Source organism: Agathobaculum butyriciproducens, from assembly GCA_003096535.1.
GTDB classification, from domain to species: Bacteria; Bacillota; Clostridia; order Oscillospirales; family Butyricicoccaceae; genus Agathobaculum; species Agathobaculum butyriciproducens.
The window spans coordinates 31,739-46,932 of sequence record QEKJ01000010.1 but is presented as its reverse complement, the minus strand read 5'-3'; the positions used below and the strand labels follow the sequence as shown (position 1 = coordinate 46,932).

18 protein-coding genes are annotated in these 15,194 nt (G+C 56.9%); 5 read left to right on the top strand and 13 right to left on the bottom strand.

The window, feature by feature from the left end; translation table 11 throughout:
- Positions 1 to 62: 62 nt before the first annotated feature.
- From prmA to C7386_RS08600, 7 genes are all read right to left on the bottom strand, one after another.
- A complete protein-coding gene (gene prmA / locus C7386_RS08630; protein WP_110435996.1) occupies positions 63 to 1,025 on the bottom strand; it encodes a 50S ribosomal protein L11 methyltransferase in 963 nt (320 codons plus the stop codon).
- 304 nt (positions 1,026 to 1,329) lie between these two features.
- Positions 1,330 to 2,361 (bottom strand): hypothetical protein, encoded by a 1,032-nt coding sequence (locus C7386_RS08625; RefSeq protein WP_116705300.1) that lies wholly within the window; start codon positions 2,359 to 2,361, stop codon positions 1,330 to 1,332.
- A 54-nt stretch (positions 2,362 to 2,415) separates the two neighbouring features.
- A complete protein-coding gene (locus tag C7386_RS08620; protein WP_116705299.1) occupies positions 2,416 to 3,900 on the bottom strand; it encodes a S41 family peptidase in 1,485 nt (494 codons plus the stop codon).
- A gap of 47 nt (positions 3,901 to 3,947) precedes the next feature.
- On the bottom strand, positions 3,948 to 5,645 hold the full coding sequence (argS, locus tag C7386_RS08615; protein WP_116705298.1) for an arginine--tRNA ligase: 1,698 nt from the start codon (positions 5,643 to 5,645) through the stop codon (positions 3,948 to 3,950).
- A gap of 40 nt (positions 5,646 to 5,685) precedes the next feature.
- Positions 5,686 to 6,129, bottom strand: a complete 444-nt coding sequence (locus tag C7386_RS08610; protein ID WP_110435992.1) for a YwiB family protein — start codon at positions 6,127 to 6,129, stop codon at positions 5,686 to 5,688.
- A gap of 30 nt (positions 6,130 to 6,159) precedes the next feature.
- Positions 6,160 to 6,957 (bottom strand): glutamate racemase, encoded by a 798-nt coding sequence (gene murI / locus C7386_RS08605; RefSeq protein WP_110435991.1) that lies wholly within the window; start codon positions 6,955 to 6,957, stop codon positions 6,160 to 6,162.
- Complete coding sequence (locus C7386_RS08600; protein WP_116705297.1) at positions 6,950 to 8,020, bottom strand: D-alanine--D-alanine ligase family protein; 1,071 nt, start codon at positions 8,018 to 8,020, stop codon at positions 6,950 to 6,952. Before C7386_RS08600 ends, murI begins: the two co-directional genes overlap by 8 nt.
- A 217-nt stretch (positions 8,021 to 8,237) precedes the next feature.
- Between C7386_RS08600 and C7386_RS08595 the strand changes: the two genes are divergently transcribed.
- From C7386_RS08595 to C7386_RS08575, 5 genes are read left to right on the top strand one after another with little or no spacing between them, the layout of a single operon-like run.
- Positions 8,238 to 8,555, top strand: a complete 318-nt coding sequence (locus C7386_RS08595) for a PadR family transcriptional regulator (RefSeq protein WP_110435989.1) — start codon at positions 8,238 to 8,240, stop codon at positions 8,553 to 8,555.
- Entirely contained in the window at positions 8,552 to 9,211 is a 660-nt protein-coding gene (locus C7386_RS08590; RefSeq protein WP_116705296.1) for a DUF1700 domain-containing protein, read from the top strand. The genes C7386_RS08595 and C7386_RS08590 overlap by 4 nt, the downstream gene beginning before the upstream one ends.
- The gene (locus C7386_RS08585) at positions 9,208 to 10,074 is read left to right on the top strand and encodes a DUF4097 family beta strand repeat-containing protein (RefSeq protein WP_116705295.1); all 867 of its coding nucleotides are present in this window, start codon (positions 9,208 to 9,210) and stop codon (positions 10,072 to 10,074) included. The genes C7386_RS08590 and C7386_RS08585 overlap by 4 nt, the downstream gene beginning before the upstream one ends.
- A 58-nt stretch (positions 10,075 to 10,132) precedes the next feature.
- Entirely contained in the window at positions 10,133 to 10,342 is a 210-nt protein-coding gene (locus C7386_RS08580) for a PspC domain-containing protein (RefSeq protein ID WP_110435986.1), read from the top strand.
- A gap of 40 nt (positions 10,343 to 10,382) precedes the next feature.
- Positions 10,383 to 10,832, top strand: coding sequence for a hypothetical protein (locus C7386_RS08575; RefSeq protein WP_116705294.1), 450 nt, complete (start codon positions 10,383 to 10,385; stop codon positions 10,830 to 10,832).
- Between the two features lie 92 nt (positions 10,833 to 10,924).
- Here the strand turns inward: C7386_RS08575 and trmD are convergent, their stop codons facing one another.
- The 6 genes from trmD to ylxM form a co-directional block, all read right to left on the bottom strand.
- Positions 10,925 to 11,659: a tRNA (guanosine(37)-N1)-methyltransferase TrmD gene (gene trmD / locus C7386_RS08570; protein WP_116705293.1), complete on the bottom strand. Its 735-nt coding sequence runs from the start codon at positions 11,657 to 11,659 to the stop codon at positions 10,925 to 10,927.
- Positions 11,656 to 12,162, bottom strand: a complete 507-nt coding sequence (gene rimM, locus C7386_RS08565) for a ribosome maturation factor RimM (protein WP_116705292.1) — start codon at positions 12,160 to 12,162, stop codon at positions 11,656 to 11,658. The genes trmD and rimM overlap by 4 nt, the downstream gene beginning before the upstream one ends.
- Before the next feature lie 668 nt (positions 12,163 to 12,830).
- A complete protein-coding gene (locus tag C7386_RS08560; RefSeq protein WP_110435982.1) occupies positions 12,831 to 13,061 on the bottom strand; it encodes a KH domain-containing protein in 231 nt (76 codons plus the stop codon).
- Between the two features lie 14 nt (positions 13,062 to 13,075).
- Positions 13,076 to 13,318 (bottom strand): 30S ribosomal protein S16, encoded by a 243-nt coding sequence (gene rpsP / locus C7386_RS08555; RefSeq protein ID WP_110435981.1) that lies wholly within the window; start codon positions 13,316 to 13,318, stop codon positions 13,076 to 13,078.
- A gap of 64 nt (positions 13,319 to 13,382) precedes the next feature.
- Positions 13,383 to 14,741, bottom strand: a complete 1,359-nt coding sequence (gene ffh / locus C7386_RS08550) for a signal recognition particle protein (RefSeq protein WP_110435980.1) — start codon at positions 14,739 to 14,741, stop codon at positions 13,383 to 13,385.
- A 1-nt stretch (position 14,742) separates the two neighbouring features.
- Entirely contained in the window at positions 14,743 to 15,114 is a 372-nt protein-coding gene (gene ylxM / locus C7386_RS08545) for a YlxM family DNA-binding protein (protein ID WP_110435979.1), read from the bottom strand.
- Between the last annotated feature and the right edge of the window lie 80 nt (positions 15,115 to 15,194).

Here is a 15,194-nt window from a genome sequence, read left to right as displayed (position 1 = left end):
TTCCTATTTTAGCAAAAAAACAGCCGTTTGGCAAGTGAACATTCCGTGAATCCTGAAACAAATCACTTTTTCGCAGCAAAAGCGCTCCAGTCATCGCTCTTCTCGTGCGAAAGAATCGTAAATCCGCTCTTTTCCAGCGCCGCGCGCACCTCCTCGGCACGCTCGTTGAGGATGCCGGAGCAGATCAGCGTGCCGCCCTTGACCAGCTTATCCGCAAACATGGGCGACATGCCGATGATGACATCAGCCACGATGTTCGCCACGATCACGTCGTAGCCGCCGCCGATGTCCTCGGCGAGCTTCGGATCGCGCAGCGCGTCGCCGCACAGACCCCTGCCGATCTCGACATGATTTTTTTCCGCATTTTCATGTGCAGTTTTCAGACAGTTCTCGTCGATATCGACGATGGTCTGCACATCCGCGCCGAGCATAGCCGCCGCAATGGCCAGAATACCCGAGCCAGTGCCCATATCGAGCAGCTTGTCGCCCGGCTTTACCGCATCCTCGAGCGCCATCATGCACAGCTGGGTCGTGTCGTGGCTGCCGGTGCCGAAGGACGACGCCGGATCGATTTCAAGAATACGGCGGCCCTGCGGGTCCTCAACCGTCTCCCACGAGGGTTTGATCATAAAGCTGCGTCCCACCGGGAACGGTTTGAAATACTGCTTCCAGCCCCACTCCCAGTCCTCCTGACGGGTCAGCGCGGTTTCGGTACACAGTCGGCCCCAGGCGTGCTCCTCATCGCGCGCCTTGAGGTTTTCCAGCGCGGCACGGATATCCGCGTACTGCTTTGCACCCTCGTCACTGTCCGGCAGATAGATTTTGAGACAGGTCTCCTGTGCACGCTTCTCGCGCACCAGATCCTCGTCTACATAGTCCCAGTATATTTCGGTGTCCTTGAGAAATTCTTCAAAATCCGCCGCATCCTCAAGCACATAGCCTTCTACACCATTGTCCTCGAGCAGTGCCTCGACCGGACCGATGCCCTCGGTCGTCGTGTAGATCGTAACTTCTCTCCAGTCCATAGGTTCCACCCTGCCTTTCCTATCCAGATAACCGCGCTCCGCGCGGTATTCAATAACAATTTGCTTGCATAATTGCAACTACAAGACCGGTTTTCGTCCAGAAAACCGAGTCTTTGGTCCCGCCCGCAGGCGACTGCCGCTCTGCGGCAGCATTCAATCCGCGGCGCATTGCGCCGCAACAAAACCCGCGACATGTGCGTGGGTTTTGTTTCCCCGCCCCAGTGCCCCTGGGGCACGTCATTCGGGTATCGAAAGGCGGTTTCTCCGGAACCGTCTTTCGTATATAGGGGACTTTTGAAGTCCCCTATAAGCGGATCATGCCGTATTTCGTCTCGAAGTACGAAATGACCGCGTCTTCCTGCTCCCATGTGCCGTCATACAGTGCAAGTCCCGGAAATACCCGCAGACCCTGCTCCAGCAGGTCGGCAGATTCCGCGCACAGGCACAGCGGACGCGAGATCATATAGCGGGATTCCTCCAGTGTGACAACATCCTCTTCGGTTTCGAGCAGCAGCTTGAACGCACCCGAATCATCCTCGGCTTCGATGAGATCCTCATCCAGATGCGGACCGCACTCGATCTCATCCGAAATGTCGATGGTCGGAGCGATAAAATGCGCATGCTTGCCGTCCGGCGCACAGATAAAATCATCGTGATCGCGCGGCAGCGTTTTGCACGCCACCTGATTGCCGCGCAGCGCTGCGACAAATGCTTCCGTAATGTCGGGCACAATGACCTCGGTGTTGTACAGTGTGGTTTGAGACAGCCAGTCCGCGTGCATGCACACGCCGAGCGACAGCCGCGCATACGGCGCCGCGATTTCGAGCGCCTGCGTCAGCGATTCGGGATCGTGTGCGCTGATCAGCACAGTCGTAACGCCAATGCGCTGCAGCACACCGATAGCCGCCCGCACATCCGTGCCGTCCGGCAGATGGCCTTCATCGTCCTCCACATGCAGCTCCGCAATTACCGTTCGGCCGCACAGATCACCCAGAGCCAGCACAGCGGCACGCAGTGCCGGAAACGTCGGCGCACCATGCAGATAATAGAACGCCGCATCGTCGTGCAGCAGAGGACGGAAGACCTCCTTGCACTGCTCAATGTAGTGCATGGTGATCGGGCGTTCGCAGTGCTCCGCATCGGGTTCGGGCGGGCACGCGAGCGCCAGGCCGACCGGCAGCGGCGCCAGCTCTTCAGCCCATGCATCGCACAGTTCAGCATTCGGTGCAAGCGCGCCTGCAAACTTCTCGGGCGCGGTATGATACAGCGAAATTGCCGCCGGATCGTTCAGCAAAAGCTGCGGTTTATGCTCGGATTGACATAAAGGAATATCCAAGGTTGTTCTTCCTCCTAAGAAGATGAAAAATGTTCATATTTCAGTTGATAAAGTTTACTTTTTCGTCCAGCTGCCGTCACTCTTAACGGTATACTGCTGCGGTTTTGCCGCCGCCAGCCTGCACATTTCAAGTGCGCTCTGCAGCTGATCGTCCACCAGATAGGTCTGGCCGTTCAGCGCAGTAACCGCTTCGTCCAGTGCGCTCAGCATCTCCGGAGACGCATACAGCGCCGCAGGCAGATCGTAAGCCGCCCGGAAGGACGCTACCGCGTCCGCTACGTCGCCGTCATACCTGCCGGTTGCTTCGGTGAGCAGTCCCAGCAGCGACAGGCGCTCGGTCATGGCGTAAACCGCGTCCGAGCTGTCGCCAAAACGCAGGGTTGTACTCGTATCGAGCGGTTTGAGATCCTTGGTATTGACCGTAACCTTGCGGTTTTCCAGCTGGATATCCGGCGTCAGGCCGACACCTTCCCAGCAGCCCTGCTTGGGCAGCTCGAGCTCCAGCGTGGTGATGACCAGCTTGTCGCCGTTTACCAGATCAATGTGGAACTGCCCCTGTCCCTTGCCGTAGGTCTTGCTGCCGATGAGCGTCGCCGAGCCGGTATCCTGCAGACTGCCTGCCAGCAGCTCCGCCGCGGAAGCCGTGCCGCCGTCCACCAGAACGACAATCTTGTTAAGCGGCAGCGCATTGCCGGTCGAATAGGTCTGCTCCAGACCGCCCATATCATCGCGGTAGCGCACGCCGGCAAGCTCTGCATCCTTGACCGGTGTCATAACATTGGCCATTTTGAGCGCCGCGTCGATCAGGCCGCCGCCGTTGCCGCGCAGGTCGAGAATGACCGCACGGGTGTTCTTGGACGGCAGGCTGTCCCAAATCTCCGAAAACGCCGACCAGTCGTTCTGCGAGCCGATGGCGCTGACCTTGATGTACTCCACACCGTCCGCCATCGTCTTGTTGGAAACGTACACGCGGTTGACCTGACGGCGCTCACAGGTAACGGTAATGTCCCGTCCGTAGCGGCGCACGGTCAGCTTGACCGACGTGCCTTCCTCGCCGCGCAGCTTAGATGCTACATCGGCATTTTTCAGCTTGGTTGCGTCCTCACCGTTGATTTTCACGATAAGATCGCCAATCTGCAGACCGGCTTCCTCCGCCGCTGAATAGCGCATGACCTCAGCAATCTGTACGCCGTTTTCTGTCTCCTGCAGGCCGACACCGATGCCGACAAAGCCTTCAAGCGTCGAAAAGCCCTGCGAATACTCCTCGCTCGACAGATACATGGAATGCGTATCGAGCAGCGAGAGAATGTCGTTTAGCACGTCATACATCTCATCCGGATGCTTTTCCAGATATTTATTGATATAGTTCTGCAGAACGTACGGATCATGCTCCGCCTTGAGGCCGAAAGCATCAATGAGCGCCCAAACGCCGTCAAACCACGTTTCGCTCTGTCCGTCCTGCGTGATCGCACCGGCGGAGGCGGTCATCATCGCCGCCGTCATCGCCAGTGCCGCTATTCTTTTCGCTAATTTTTTCATGTGGGTCTCCTCGCGTGAATAACGCGGTTCGATTGAGGGTATGCGAATTACATGGATTCCGGTGCGTCTACGCCGATGAGCTTCAGCACGTTCTCAATGGTCTGCTTTGCCGCCAGACACAGGGTCAGACGCGCATCGCGGACAGCCGGCTCGGCATCCTTGATGCGGCAGGCGTTGTAGAAGTGATGGAACTGCTGCGCCAGTGCAACGGCGTACTTGTTGAGACGCGACGGATCGCGGCTGACAGCGGACTGCACGATCTCCTCGGGCAGCAGAGCAACCTGCTTGATGAGCTGACGCTCATCTGCGCCGGTTAGCACGGACAGGTCGGTCTTGCCGGTATCCGGCAGCGCGATGCCGCTCTCCTGTGCGTTCTTGAGCACAGAGCAGATACGCGCGTGCGCGTACTGCACATAGTACAGCGGGTTATCGGAATCCTGCTTGATAGCAAGGTCAAGGTCGAACTCCATCTGGGTCTCAGCGGCGCGGCTGTTGAAGAAGAAACGCGCTGCATCGACCGGAATCTCGTCGAGCAGGTCGGTCAGCGTCAGGCTCTTGCCGGTACGCTTGGACATGCGGACAACCTCGCCGCCCTGCATCATGCGGACAAGCTGCATGAGCACGATCTCCAGACGGTGAGAGCCGTCCAGACCGAGTGCATCCAGTGCGCACTGCAGACGCTTTACATGGCCGTGATGGTCAGCGCCCCAGATGTTGATAACACGGTCAAAGCCGCGCTTCTCGAACTTGTTGCGATGGTAAGCGATATCGGCCGCAAAGTAGGTATAGAAACCGTTTGCACGGCGCAGAACGTCGTCCTTGTCGCAGCCGAAGTCGGTCGAACGGAGCCACAGTGCGCCGTCCTCGGTCTCGTAGGTTGCGCCCTTGGCGGTCAGCATGTCGATGGTCTCCTTGACGTAGCCGCTCTCGTGCAGAGTGGACTCCCGGAACCATACGTCGTAGTTGATCTTGTAACGCTTGAGGTCGCGCTCCATGCGGGCAATGTTGGTCGGCAGACCGTAGCCCTCGATAATGGCAAAGCGCTCCTCCGGGGTCTTTTCGAGCAAGCTGTCGCCGTACTGCTCTACCAGATCATGCGCCAGTGCCTTAATGTCATCGCCCTGATACCAGGAAGCGTCAAACTCGATGGCGTCCTCGCCGCGGATCTCCTGGATATAGCGGCCCTCGACCGAGTGCGCGAACTTGTCTACCTGATTGCCTGCATCGTTGATGTAGAACTCACGGGTAACGTCGTTGCCGGACCAGTCCAGAACCGAGGACAGGCAGTCGCCCAGAACGCCGCCGCGTGCATTGCCCATGTGCATCGGGCCGGTCGGGTTGGCGGAAACGAACTCTACCATGACCTTTTCCGGCTTTTTGCTCTCGGTACGGCCGTAATTCTCACCCATGGCGAATACACCGCGGACAGCCTGCTCGTACCAGCCCTGATTCAGCGTGAAATTCATAAAGCCGGGGCCTGCGATGGTCACGGTGTCAAAGCAGCTGCCCTCGAGGTCGAGGTTTGCCACGATGCTCTCCGCGATCTTGCGCGGCGCCATATGCAGCGGCTTTGCGCACTGCATGGCAAAGGTGGATGCCCAGTCGCCGTTGGAGGAATCCTTCGGGGTCTCTACCGCAACCGGAGGAATAGTGCCCTCAGGCAGCTCGCCTGCGGCTACAGCCTTGCGGTACGCCGCTTCTACAACGCGGGTTGCTTCGGCGCGTGCGATCTCATATGCGTTCATGTGTACACTCCTATATCTAAAATCTCTTATTTTTACTTTGTTAAACGACCTGAATGTTCGGTTTGGTCGATACCGTCATCTCAAAGTGATGTTCTCCCATGAGAGAGTTGTCCACCTCGACCGTGTAGTCGATGATGAGGTGTCCGCCGTCCTCGCCGATGGTGTTGTGCACCCGCGAGGTGTGGGTGGCGATAGCCATTTCGCTGCCGACCGGCGTCTGATACAGACCGACATGGCGCTCGTCCTCGGCGAACAGCATGTGCGAGGGAAACGTACCCGTGCGGATGAGGGCAACCGTTTTGCCGTCCAGTTTGACGGTGGTCTTGGTGCCTTCGAGTCCGGTCAGCTCACTTTCCTCGTATGCGATGTAATATTTTCCGCCGCGCTCGTACAGCGTGGCAGCGGTTTGCAGGTCGATGTTCTCCTCGTCACAGCCCGCAAACTGCTGCTGAGAGGAAATCGTCAGCCAAACGTCCTTCTTCATATTTCTATGCTCCTTAGCCGTAAAACAGCTTTAATAACGGGAAATATCCACAAGCTCCGCACCGACATCGACCTTTTCCTGCAGGAACAGCTCGGCGAGCTGGTCAAAGCCCTGCGGATCGTCCGAAACGAAATACTGCGTCGTGCCCGTGCCCTCGTTCGGGTCAAACTGCGTGGAAGCGAGGTTTGCCGCCTCGGCGCCCGAGTCTATGAGCGTCACATCCGGACCCATAAAGTCGCCGATGACCTCCTCAAGCAGCGGATAGTGCGTGCAGCCGAGAATGAGCGTATCCACACCTACGTCCTTCAGCGGCGTGAGATATTCCTTCACCACAGTCTCGATGACCACATCGCCGCGGTGCACGCGGCCGTTCTCGACCAGCGGCACGAACAGCGGACACGCCTGCGTGAACAGGTCGAGCGTGCCGTCCTTTTTATGCAGATACTTCTCGTATGCACCCGAACGGATGGTGGCCGCCGTGCCGATTACGCCGACTCTGCCGGTCTGCGTCATGGTCATGGCGCGGCGGCAGGCAGGCTCGACCGTGCCGATGATTGGGATGTCGTTCTCCTTGGAAAGCAGGTCAAGCGCGATTGCGGACACGGTGTTGCAGGCAATAATGATGGATTTCAGATCAAACTGGCGCAGAAACGCCACATCCTGCCGGGCATACTTGGTGATGATATCGCGGCCGCGCGTACCGTACGGCACACGGCCGGTATCGCCGAAATAGATGATATTTTCCTGCGGCATCAGGGCGTGCAGACGGCGCACGGCGGTCAAACCGCCCAAGCCAGAGTCAAATACGCCAATCGCACGCTTATCCATTGTGCTCCTCCAGTGCCAGAGAGATCAGGCGGTCGAGCAGCTCGGCATAGCCGATGCCCTCGTAATCAAACAGCTTGGGGTACATGCTGATCGAGGTAAAGCCCGGAATCGCGTTCAGCTCGTTGAAAACAACCTCGCCGCTGTCGTGGGTGACAAAGAAGTCTACGCGCGACAGGCCGCGGCAGCCGAGTGCGGTGTAAACGCGGACAGCATCCTGACGGACGGTCGCAATCTGCTCCTCGGTGATATGTGCCGGAATGTACAGACGCGAGCTTTCGTCCTTGTACTTGGCGTCAAAGGTGTAGAACTCCTGCGTCGGAGCAATTTCGCCGACCGTGGAGGCCTGCGGTTCGAGGTTGCCGAGTACAGCGCACTCGACCTCGTGACCGTCGATGAACTCCTCGACGAGCACCTTGGTATCCAGCTTAAATGCTTCGGTCAGGCCCTCGGCCAGCTCGAGCAGATTGTTCGCCTTGGCAACGCCCACGGACGAGCCCTGCGAGCACGGCTTGACGAATACCGGGAATGCGCCCAGCGTTTCCGCTGCCGCGGCGACAACCGCCTCGGCATTGCGCTCAAAGTCATATCTCAGCGCCAGATAGTACCGCGCCTGACGGACGCCGGTGCCCTCAACGACCTTTTTGGTCAGTGCCTTATCCATCGTGTTCGCGCTTGCAGCTACGCCGCAGCCGACGTACGGAATGCCGGCCAGCTCGAGCAGACCCTGCATCGTGCCGTCCTCGCCGCCGACGCCGTGCAGCACCGGAAATACGCAGTCCAGACGGACAATCTCGATTTCTCCCTCACGGAGCAGCACCATGCCATGCATGCCGCGGTCGGGTGCCAGAACGACCTTGACCTTGCCGGTCATGCGCTCCCACGCACCGCTCTCTACGCGGTCCGGATCGCAGTCCGGGCAGTAGAACCACTCGCCGCTGCGGGTGATGCCGACCGGATAGATTTCATATTTATCTTTATTCAGGTTTCGCAAAATAGAAGCGGCAGACAGGCACGAGATATCGTGCTCACTCGAAATACCGCCGAATAATACAGCCAGTTTCATTTATTAGATTCGCCCTTTCGTTCGTTTCCTCTGCCCATACTTATACAGATATCATTATACGCTATCTTTTCCGCGAATACAATGTGAAAACAGTGTTTTTCCTGCACTGATCCCACAAAATTTACAATTCCTTCATAGTTATTTTTGATATACCTGTTGACGGACTATATTATATTCCATATAATATTATTAGAAACACAGGAGAGGAGGATTCCATATGTCCTATCCCATCTCGTCCTCCCTGCTGGACGGCATCGTGCTTGCCGTAGTCGAGCGAGAGAGCACCTACGGCTACCGTATCACGCAGGACGTACAAAAGGTACTGGATATTTCCGAATCTACGCTGTATCCGGTACTTCGGCGGCTGATGAAGGATGGCTGCCTGACCACCTACGATCAAGCCTATGCGGGCCGCAACCGACGCTACTACCAGATCACCGAGCACGGCAGAGCCGCTCTGCGGCAGCACCGCATCGACTGGCAGAACTACCGCAGCGGGATCGACACGATCTTTTTTGGAGGGGTGAACGAATGAACAGAGCAGATTACATGACAGCGCTGCGGCGTGCGCTTTCGGTTTTGCCGGAGGAGGAACGCGCGAACGCTCTGCGCTATTACGAAGAATATTTTGATGACGCAGGCCCGGAAAACGAGGCGAAGGCCATCGAGGAACTCGGCGAGCCGGCAAAAGTTGCGGCGCAGATCCTGGCGGACTACCGCGAACTGACCGCTGTACCGCATGCACAGCCGATAAAAGAGAAGCGCCGCTGGCGCGGTATCAGTCCGCTGCTGCTGATTGTGCTGGTGCTGCTCGCCATCCCGATCGGATTGCCACTCGTATTCGGCGCAGGTGCAACCGTGCTTGGCGTGCTTCTGGCGATCGTTGTGACCGTGCTCGCGGTGATTTTCGCTGTACTGCTCATTCTGTACGGCATTCCGCTTGCGCTGATTTGCGGCGGAGCCGTGATTGCCCTGCTGTCCTGCACACTGTGGGCGACACCGGCGAACGCGCTCGTCACACTCGGCAACGGACTGGCTGCCTTTGCCGCCGGTATCCTGCTCGGACTGCTGTCCATCAAGCTGAGCATTCTGTTTGTGCCGCCGGTGTTCCGCGCCTTTGTCGCCGTGCTGCGTGCGCCGTTTAACTGGATTCGCAACAGATGCCGCCGTACAGGAGGTGGAAATGTATGAAAAAGCTCATTATTGCCTGCGCTGCCGTGCTGGTGCTTGGACTCGGACTGACAACGGTCGGTCATGTGCTCGGCGGACAGTTTTACAGCGTGTACTATAATGGTGCGCTGCACCCGTTCAGCGATGCCGCACAAAATTTTTCCGATAAGTTTGTGAACATCAGCGACCACATTGTCACCGCCGATGAAGATGATGACAGCGATTTTGACACTGACTGGGTGCAGGATTACCTCGAAACCCGCCGAAATGCCATCGAGCACGGCAATATGCCTATCCAGTCGGTCGATCAAATCGATTACATCGACTTGACGCTTAATGGCGGAGAATTTACTATCGAGAACGGTTCGGACTTTGCCGTCAGTGCAAGCGCTAATTTCGCAGATACGCAGATAAACGGTACACACTGGACTGCTTCGCTCTGGGCAAACGATGAACCGGCAACGATTACCCTGCCCCGTGACGGAAACTATCTGCAAATCCGCATTTCCTGTGGACAGCAGGCAAATGTGACTATCCGCGACCGTCTATCCGCGCAGAATATCGAGCTGTCTGCCGGAAATGGTACGCTCACCGCCGATGAACTGTATGGTCACAGAATCACGCTGGATGCAACCGACGGCCGCTTATCCGCAACCCTGCCCGAGTCGGCAGGCCAGTATCATATCCAGGCCACTACCAACTGGGGTACAGTCATAATGAACGGCACACCGCTGGTTCAGATGGACGAACTCGGAAACGGCACTGCACAATACGATAACCGCGCCGAGCACGTTCCACACGATCTGCAAGCCAGAGTGTCCGGCTCCGGCCAGATCAGCCTGCTTTCTCAGGTCGCATCCGCGAACGCTGATACCCCTGTCTGAACTGTAACTTGACGAAACCCGCAAAACAACGTATGATAAAAGAAAAGGAGACTTTACGATGAATGGCAAGAAATTGTATCGCAGTGAATCCAACCGCATGCTGTGCGGTGTCTGTGCCGGCATCGCGGAATATTTTGATCTCGACCCGACTTTGATCCGTCTGGCATGGGCACTTGTATGCTTCCTCGGCGGTTCGGGTATCCTGGCGTATATTATCGCCGCGATCATCATTCCGTCCGAGAGCACGCGCAATAACAATATGATGTGACCCATCGCCGTTTCTCCGGAAAAGAGAGGAAGTGCTCGCTATGAGCGAAAACCAGCAGCCGCTGGACGAAGAACAGGCGGTTTCCGATGTGCAGAAGCAGGAAACCCTGCCTGCCGCAGCCGAAGATACCCCGCCCGCTGCGCAGGATGAAAATGCACCCGCCATCCTCGACGCGGAACCAGAAGAGGAAGAAGAAGATATTGATCCTGCCGATGTGAAGATCTTCGGCATGAAGCGCCATGTGTTCCAGCTGACCTGTCTGGGCGCCGCTGTCGGCTATATCCTGTGCGGACTGGTCGGTATTCTCGGTGAGAAGATGCAGGGTACCGGTCTGGGCGATATTCTGGCGAAATCCCCGAGCACAACCGTCTGGGCGGTCGTTGTGGCCGCTGTCGGCTACTTTATCGGCTCGCGTCTGGAGAAAAAGCGCGAAGCTGCTCTTGCGGACGAACAGGCCGCACTCGAGCAGTCCAATGATACAAACGCATAATTTTCCTTTTGGAGCTGTCCGGAAAGAGAGTCTGTGTAAGCAGGCTCTCTTTTCGCGTTTGCACAACAAAAAAGAACCCCGAAGGGTTCTTTTTACCGCTCATCGCTGTGAATTTTATCGAGAATCTTTTTATCCCGCTTATCCTGCGGCTCAAACTGCGCAAACAGGTCAGGCCGATCCTTTTTCGTGCGGCGCAGGCTCATTTCGCGTCTCCATGCTTCGATGTTTGCATGGTGACCGGAGAGCAGCACCTCCGGTACTTCCCTGCCGCGCCAGTTTTCCGGGCGGGTGTACTGCGGATGCTCGAGCAGACCATCCCAGTGGCTTTCCGCCGTGAACGCTTCCTCGTCCGGCAGAACGCCCGGCACCATGCGGCATACCGCGTCCGCGACAGCCATCGCAGGAATTTCCCCGCCGGTCAGCACAAAGTCGCCGATGGAGATCTCCTCGTCCACGCACTCGTCAATAAAGCGCTGGTCAATGCCCTCATAATGGCCGCAGACCAGAATAAAGTGCTCCTTTGCGAGCAGCTCACGCGCTTTCTGCTGGTTAAACGGCTGTCCCTGTGCAGAGAGGAACACCGTGTGCACATGTTCGCCGGCACTCAGCGCCTGATGGCACAGATACAGCGGCTCAGCCAGCATGACCTGTCCGCGTCCACCGCCGTAGGGCGCGTCATCTGCCTTGTGGTGCTTGTCGAGCGCATAATCGCGGATGTTGGTTGCCTTGACCTCGACAACACCCTTGTCCTGGGCGCGTCCGATAATGCTTTCGCGCATAACCGCGTCGATCATCTCCGGAAACAGCGTCATAATGTCGATTTTCATTCGATCAGGCCCTCGATGCTCTCAACGTAGATCACGCCGGCTTCCATGTCGATCTCCTTGAGGAACGGCTTGATGGCCGGAATGTAGATCAGACGTCCGTCCTCACCGGCAATCTCGTACATATCGTGCGCCGGATTACTGGTCAGTACGTCACGGATGCGGCCGATTACGCGGTCAACGCGCAGATCGAACACCTTGAAGCCCAGAATATCCTGAATGAACACGAGATCCTCGGGCAGCTCTACGTCCTCGCGGTCGAGGTGGAGCACCTTGTTTCGCATCGCCTCGGCGGCTTCGACCGTGTCAATGCCCTTGATGTGCATAAGCACAACATTCTTGTGAACCTGCGCCTTTTCGACGGTCACAGGCGTTTTTTCGTCCAAATAGAGCGTGTCAAAGTCACACAGCACCTCAGGGCTGTCGCACCAGCTCTGCACCTTCAAGTCGCCGCGCACGCCGTGCGTGCCGACGATCTTGCCGGCCTCTAAAAATTTCTTCGGCATATTCGTTCTTTCCTCCTGCCTGTGAGCGTTTTTATTCCTGCGATGTTTGATATTGATGGTGATTCGTTTATCTGTCGGGGATTTCACCGTCTGCGGACGGGGCGCGCAATTCTTTAGCCCGTTACTACGCACGGCACCTGCGAATTTAGGCATTCACCACCACTGAACTGCGTAGGTGCCTTCCAACACAACACGTTAAGAGTTTGTGCGGCACTGTTATGCCGCACCCAGCGCTGATTAACCCGCCTGTGTAGCAGTCCGGTATCTGGCACTGCAAAACGGTTGAGAAAGACACGGAAGGAAAAATCCTCTGCCGCTCCTTTGCAAGTCTCGACTCTGCAAATTTCGCCGTGCCCTCTAAGGGAAAAGGGGAGATTCACAAGAGGGTGGAAAACCGCAGGTTGTCTACCCTCTTGTGCGCCCGCGGCGCGCAGCCGCAGCGTCCTCGCCGCCCGCAGGCGGCGCCACTCCCCGCTGAGGTTCAGCGAAAAACACCCCGCCTGTTAGGGACGAACACGCTTACGCAGTTCGTACCCCCCGCTGGATCGGTGCAGATAAAAACAAAAAATCGCCGCGCTGCGGCGATTTTCGGAAAAAGCCAGCGCCTGACGGCACCGGCTCTTCATTCAAGTTGAAGTGATTAACACTTCGGCGCGATCCGCGCAGGCTCAGTCGAGAATATCAACTGTGACGCGCTTGTTCTCGCGATTGCCTGCCGCTTTCATGAGTGTGCGGATTTCCTTTGCGATGCGGCCGTGGCGACCGATAACGCGACCCATATCTCCCGGTGCTACACGCAGCGAGTAGGTAATGTTATCGCCGTCGATCTCCTCAGTAATGGCAATCGCAGCCGGATCGGAAACCAGATTTTCGACTATATAAGTCAGTAACTCTTTCATTTCGACGACCTCACTCAATTCAGCACACCGGCCTTCTTCAGGATACCGCGAACGGTATCGGTCGGCTGAGCGCCGTTCTTGATCCACTCCTGAGCGCGGTCAGCGTTTACGTTGACAACAGCCGGCTCTGCCAGCGGATTGTAAGTGCCGATCTCCTCGATGAAACGACCGTCACGCGGGTAACGGGAATCAGCGACAACGATGCGGTAGAACGGAGTCTTCTTAGCGCCCATGCGACGCAGTCTGATCTTTACCATTGAAATTTCACCTCCTGTTATAGAAATTTATCTATTGTAAATTTACTTTACAAACGAATAGCGATTAAAACGGCAGCTTGAAGTTGCCCAGTCCCGGGAAGCCGCGGCGCTTTTTGCCCTTGCTGCGTGCCATGCTGGTAAGCTGCTTGGTCATCTTCTGCATGGCTTCAAACTGCTTGAGCAGCTTGTTGACCTGCTCGACCGACAGTCCGCAGCCGTTTGCAATGCGCTTCTTGCGGGAGTAGTTGATGATGGAGGGATTATCTCTCTCCTTCGGGGTCATAGACTGGATGATGGCTTCGGTATGCGCCATCTGCTTTTCGTCGATCTTTGCACCGGCGAGGGCTTTTGCGTCCACACCCGGCAGCATGCCGAGCATTTCCTCCATCGAGCCCATGTTTTTCATTTTCTGCAGCTGATCGTAAAAATCGGTCAGCGTCAGCTTGCCGGCCATCATCTTCTTGGCGGTTTCGGCTGCCTGCTTCTGATCGAAGGACTCCTGCGCCTTTTCGATCAGCGTCAGCACATCGCCCATGCCGAGGATGCGGCTTGCCATACGGTCCGGGTGGAACGGCTCGATATCGCCGAGCTTCTCGCCCGTGCCGATGAACTTGATCGGCTTGCCGGTAACGGCCTTGACCGAAAGCGCTGCACCGCCGCGTGCGTCGCCGTCCATCTTGCTCATGAGCACACCGTCGATGCCGAGAGCCTCGTCAAAGGTCTGTGCGACCGTTACGGCGTCCTGACCGGTCATTGCGTCCACCACAAGGATGATCTCGGTGGGCTTGACCGTTGCTTTGATGTTTTTCAGCTCGTCCATCAGCTTTTCGTCGATGTGCAGGCGGCCTGCGGTATCGAGGAAAACCAGATCATAACCGTTCTTACGGGCAAAGTCGATGCCGTGCTTTGCGATCTCGACCGGATCGCCCTGACCTTCGTCAAAAACGGGGATGTTAAGCTGCTTGCCAACTACCTTTAACTGTTCGATAGCCGCCGGACGGTAAACGTCACAGGCTACGAGCAGCGGTCGGCGCTGCTGCTGCTTGCGAAGCAGAGCGGCCAGCTTTGCGCAGTTGGTGGTTTTGCCGGCGCCCTGCAGACCGGCCATCATCACGATGGTGGGCGGGTTCGGCGATATGGTCAAACGAGTGGTCTGGCCGCCCAAGAGCGAAACCAGCTCCTCGTTTACGATCTTGATGACCTGCTGGGTCGGAGACAGGCTTTCGAGGATCTCCGCGTCCGTTGCCTTTTCGGTAACAGTCTTGATGAAGTCCTTTGCGACCTTGAAGTTGACGTCCGCCTCGAGCAGTGCCATGCGGATTTCCTTCATTGCGTCCTTGATATCGGACTCGGTCAGCCTTCCCTTGCTGCGCAGGTGCTTAAAAGCAGATGAAATTTTTTCGGTAAGCCCTTCAAATGCCATGTTAAGCCTCCTGCCTGAGCTGTTCGAGCAGTGCCGTCATGCGGGAAACGATCTCGTCCGCCTCGGCACTGTGCAGTTGTGCGGCGTTCAATTCATGCAGCTGCTCAACCTCGTGCTGAAGTTCCTCTGCGCACCGCTCGGTGTCGCCGTATCGGGCCACCAGACCGAGCTTGTCCTCCATCTCATGAAGGGCGTGCTCCGCTCGCTTGATGCTGTCGCGCACACCCTGACGGGTGATGCCGGCGTGCTCGGCGATCTCGGAAAGCGAAAGATCTTCATTGTAATACAGATCAAACAGCTCGCGCTGCTTCTCGGTGAGGGTCTCGCCGTAGAAGTCAAACAGCAGGCTCATTTCAAGCGGTGTTGCCTTCATGGTGATCCTCCCTGCGAAGTGTAAAGTGTTTTACCTTTACATCGAACGTGATTATTCTATCCTATATCGGCTCTTTTGTC

Coding starts and splice junctions, on each gene's coding strand:
- C7386_RS08590 (WP_116705296.1), top strand. CDS start 8,552: ATGAACAGAGCAGATTACATGACAGCGCTGCGGCGTGCGCTTTCGGTT.
- ylxM (WP_110435979.1), bottom strand. CDS start 15,114: ATGAAGGCAACACCGCTTGAAATGAGCCTGCTGTTTGACTTCTACGGC.
- prmA (WP_110435996.1), bottom strand. CDS start 1,025: ATGGACTGGAGAGAAGTTACGATCTACACGACGACCGAGGGCATCGGT.
- rimM (WP_116705292.1), bottom strand. CDS start 12,162: ATGCCGAAGAAATTTTTAGAGGCCGGCAAGATCGTCGGCACGCACGGC.
- C7386_RS08610 (WP_110435992.1), bottom strand. CDS start 6,129: ATGAAGAAGGACGTTTGGCTGACGATTTCCTCTCAGCAGCAGTTTGCG.
- murI (WP_110435991.1), bottom strand. CDS start 6,957: ATGGATAAGCGTGCGATTGGCGTATTTGACTCTGGCTTGGGCGGTTTG.
- ffh (WP_110435980.1), bottom strand. CDS start 14,741: ATGGCATTTGAAGGGCTTACCGAAAAAATTTCATCTGCTTTTAAGCAC.
- C7386_RS08580 (WP_110435986.1), top strand. CDS start 10,133: ATGAATGGCAAGAAATTGTATCGCAGTGAATCCAACCGCATGCTGTGC.
- rpsP (WP_110435981.1), bottom strand. CDS start 13,318: ATGGTAAAGATCAGACTGCGTCGCATGGGCGCTAAGAAGACTCCGTTC.
- C7386_RS08600 (WP_116705297.1), bottom strand. CDS start 8,020: ATGAAACTGGCTGTATTATTCGGCGGTATTTCGAGTGAGCACGATATC.
- C7386_RS08585 (WP_116705295.1), top strand. CDS start 9,208: ATGAAAAAGCTCATTATTGCCTGCGCTGCCGTGCTGGTGCTTGGACTC.
- C7386_RS08620 (WP_116705299.1), bottom strand. CDS start 3,900: ATGAAAAAATTAGCGAAAAGAATAGCGGCACTGGCGATGACGGCGGCG.
- argS (WP_116705298.1), bottom strand. CDS start 5,645: ATGAACGCATATGAGATCGCACGCGCCGAAGCAACCCGCGTTGTAGAA.
- C7386_RS08595 (WP_110435989.1), top strand. CDS start 8,238: ATGTCCTATCCCATCTCGTCCTCCCTGCTGGACGGCATCGTGCTTGCC.
- C7386_RS08575 (WP_116705294.1), top strand. CDS start 10,383: ATGAGCGAAAACCAGCAGCCGCTGGACGAAGAACAGGCGGTTTCCGAT.
- trmD (WP_116705293.1), bottom strand. CDS start 11,659: ATGAAAATCGACATTATGACGCTGTTTCCGGAGATGATCGACGCGGTT.
- C7386_RS08560 (WP_110435982.1), bottom strand. CDS start 13,061: ATGAAAGAGTTACTGACTTATATAGTCGAAAATCTGGTTTCCGATCCG.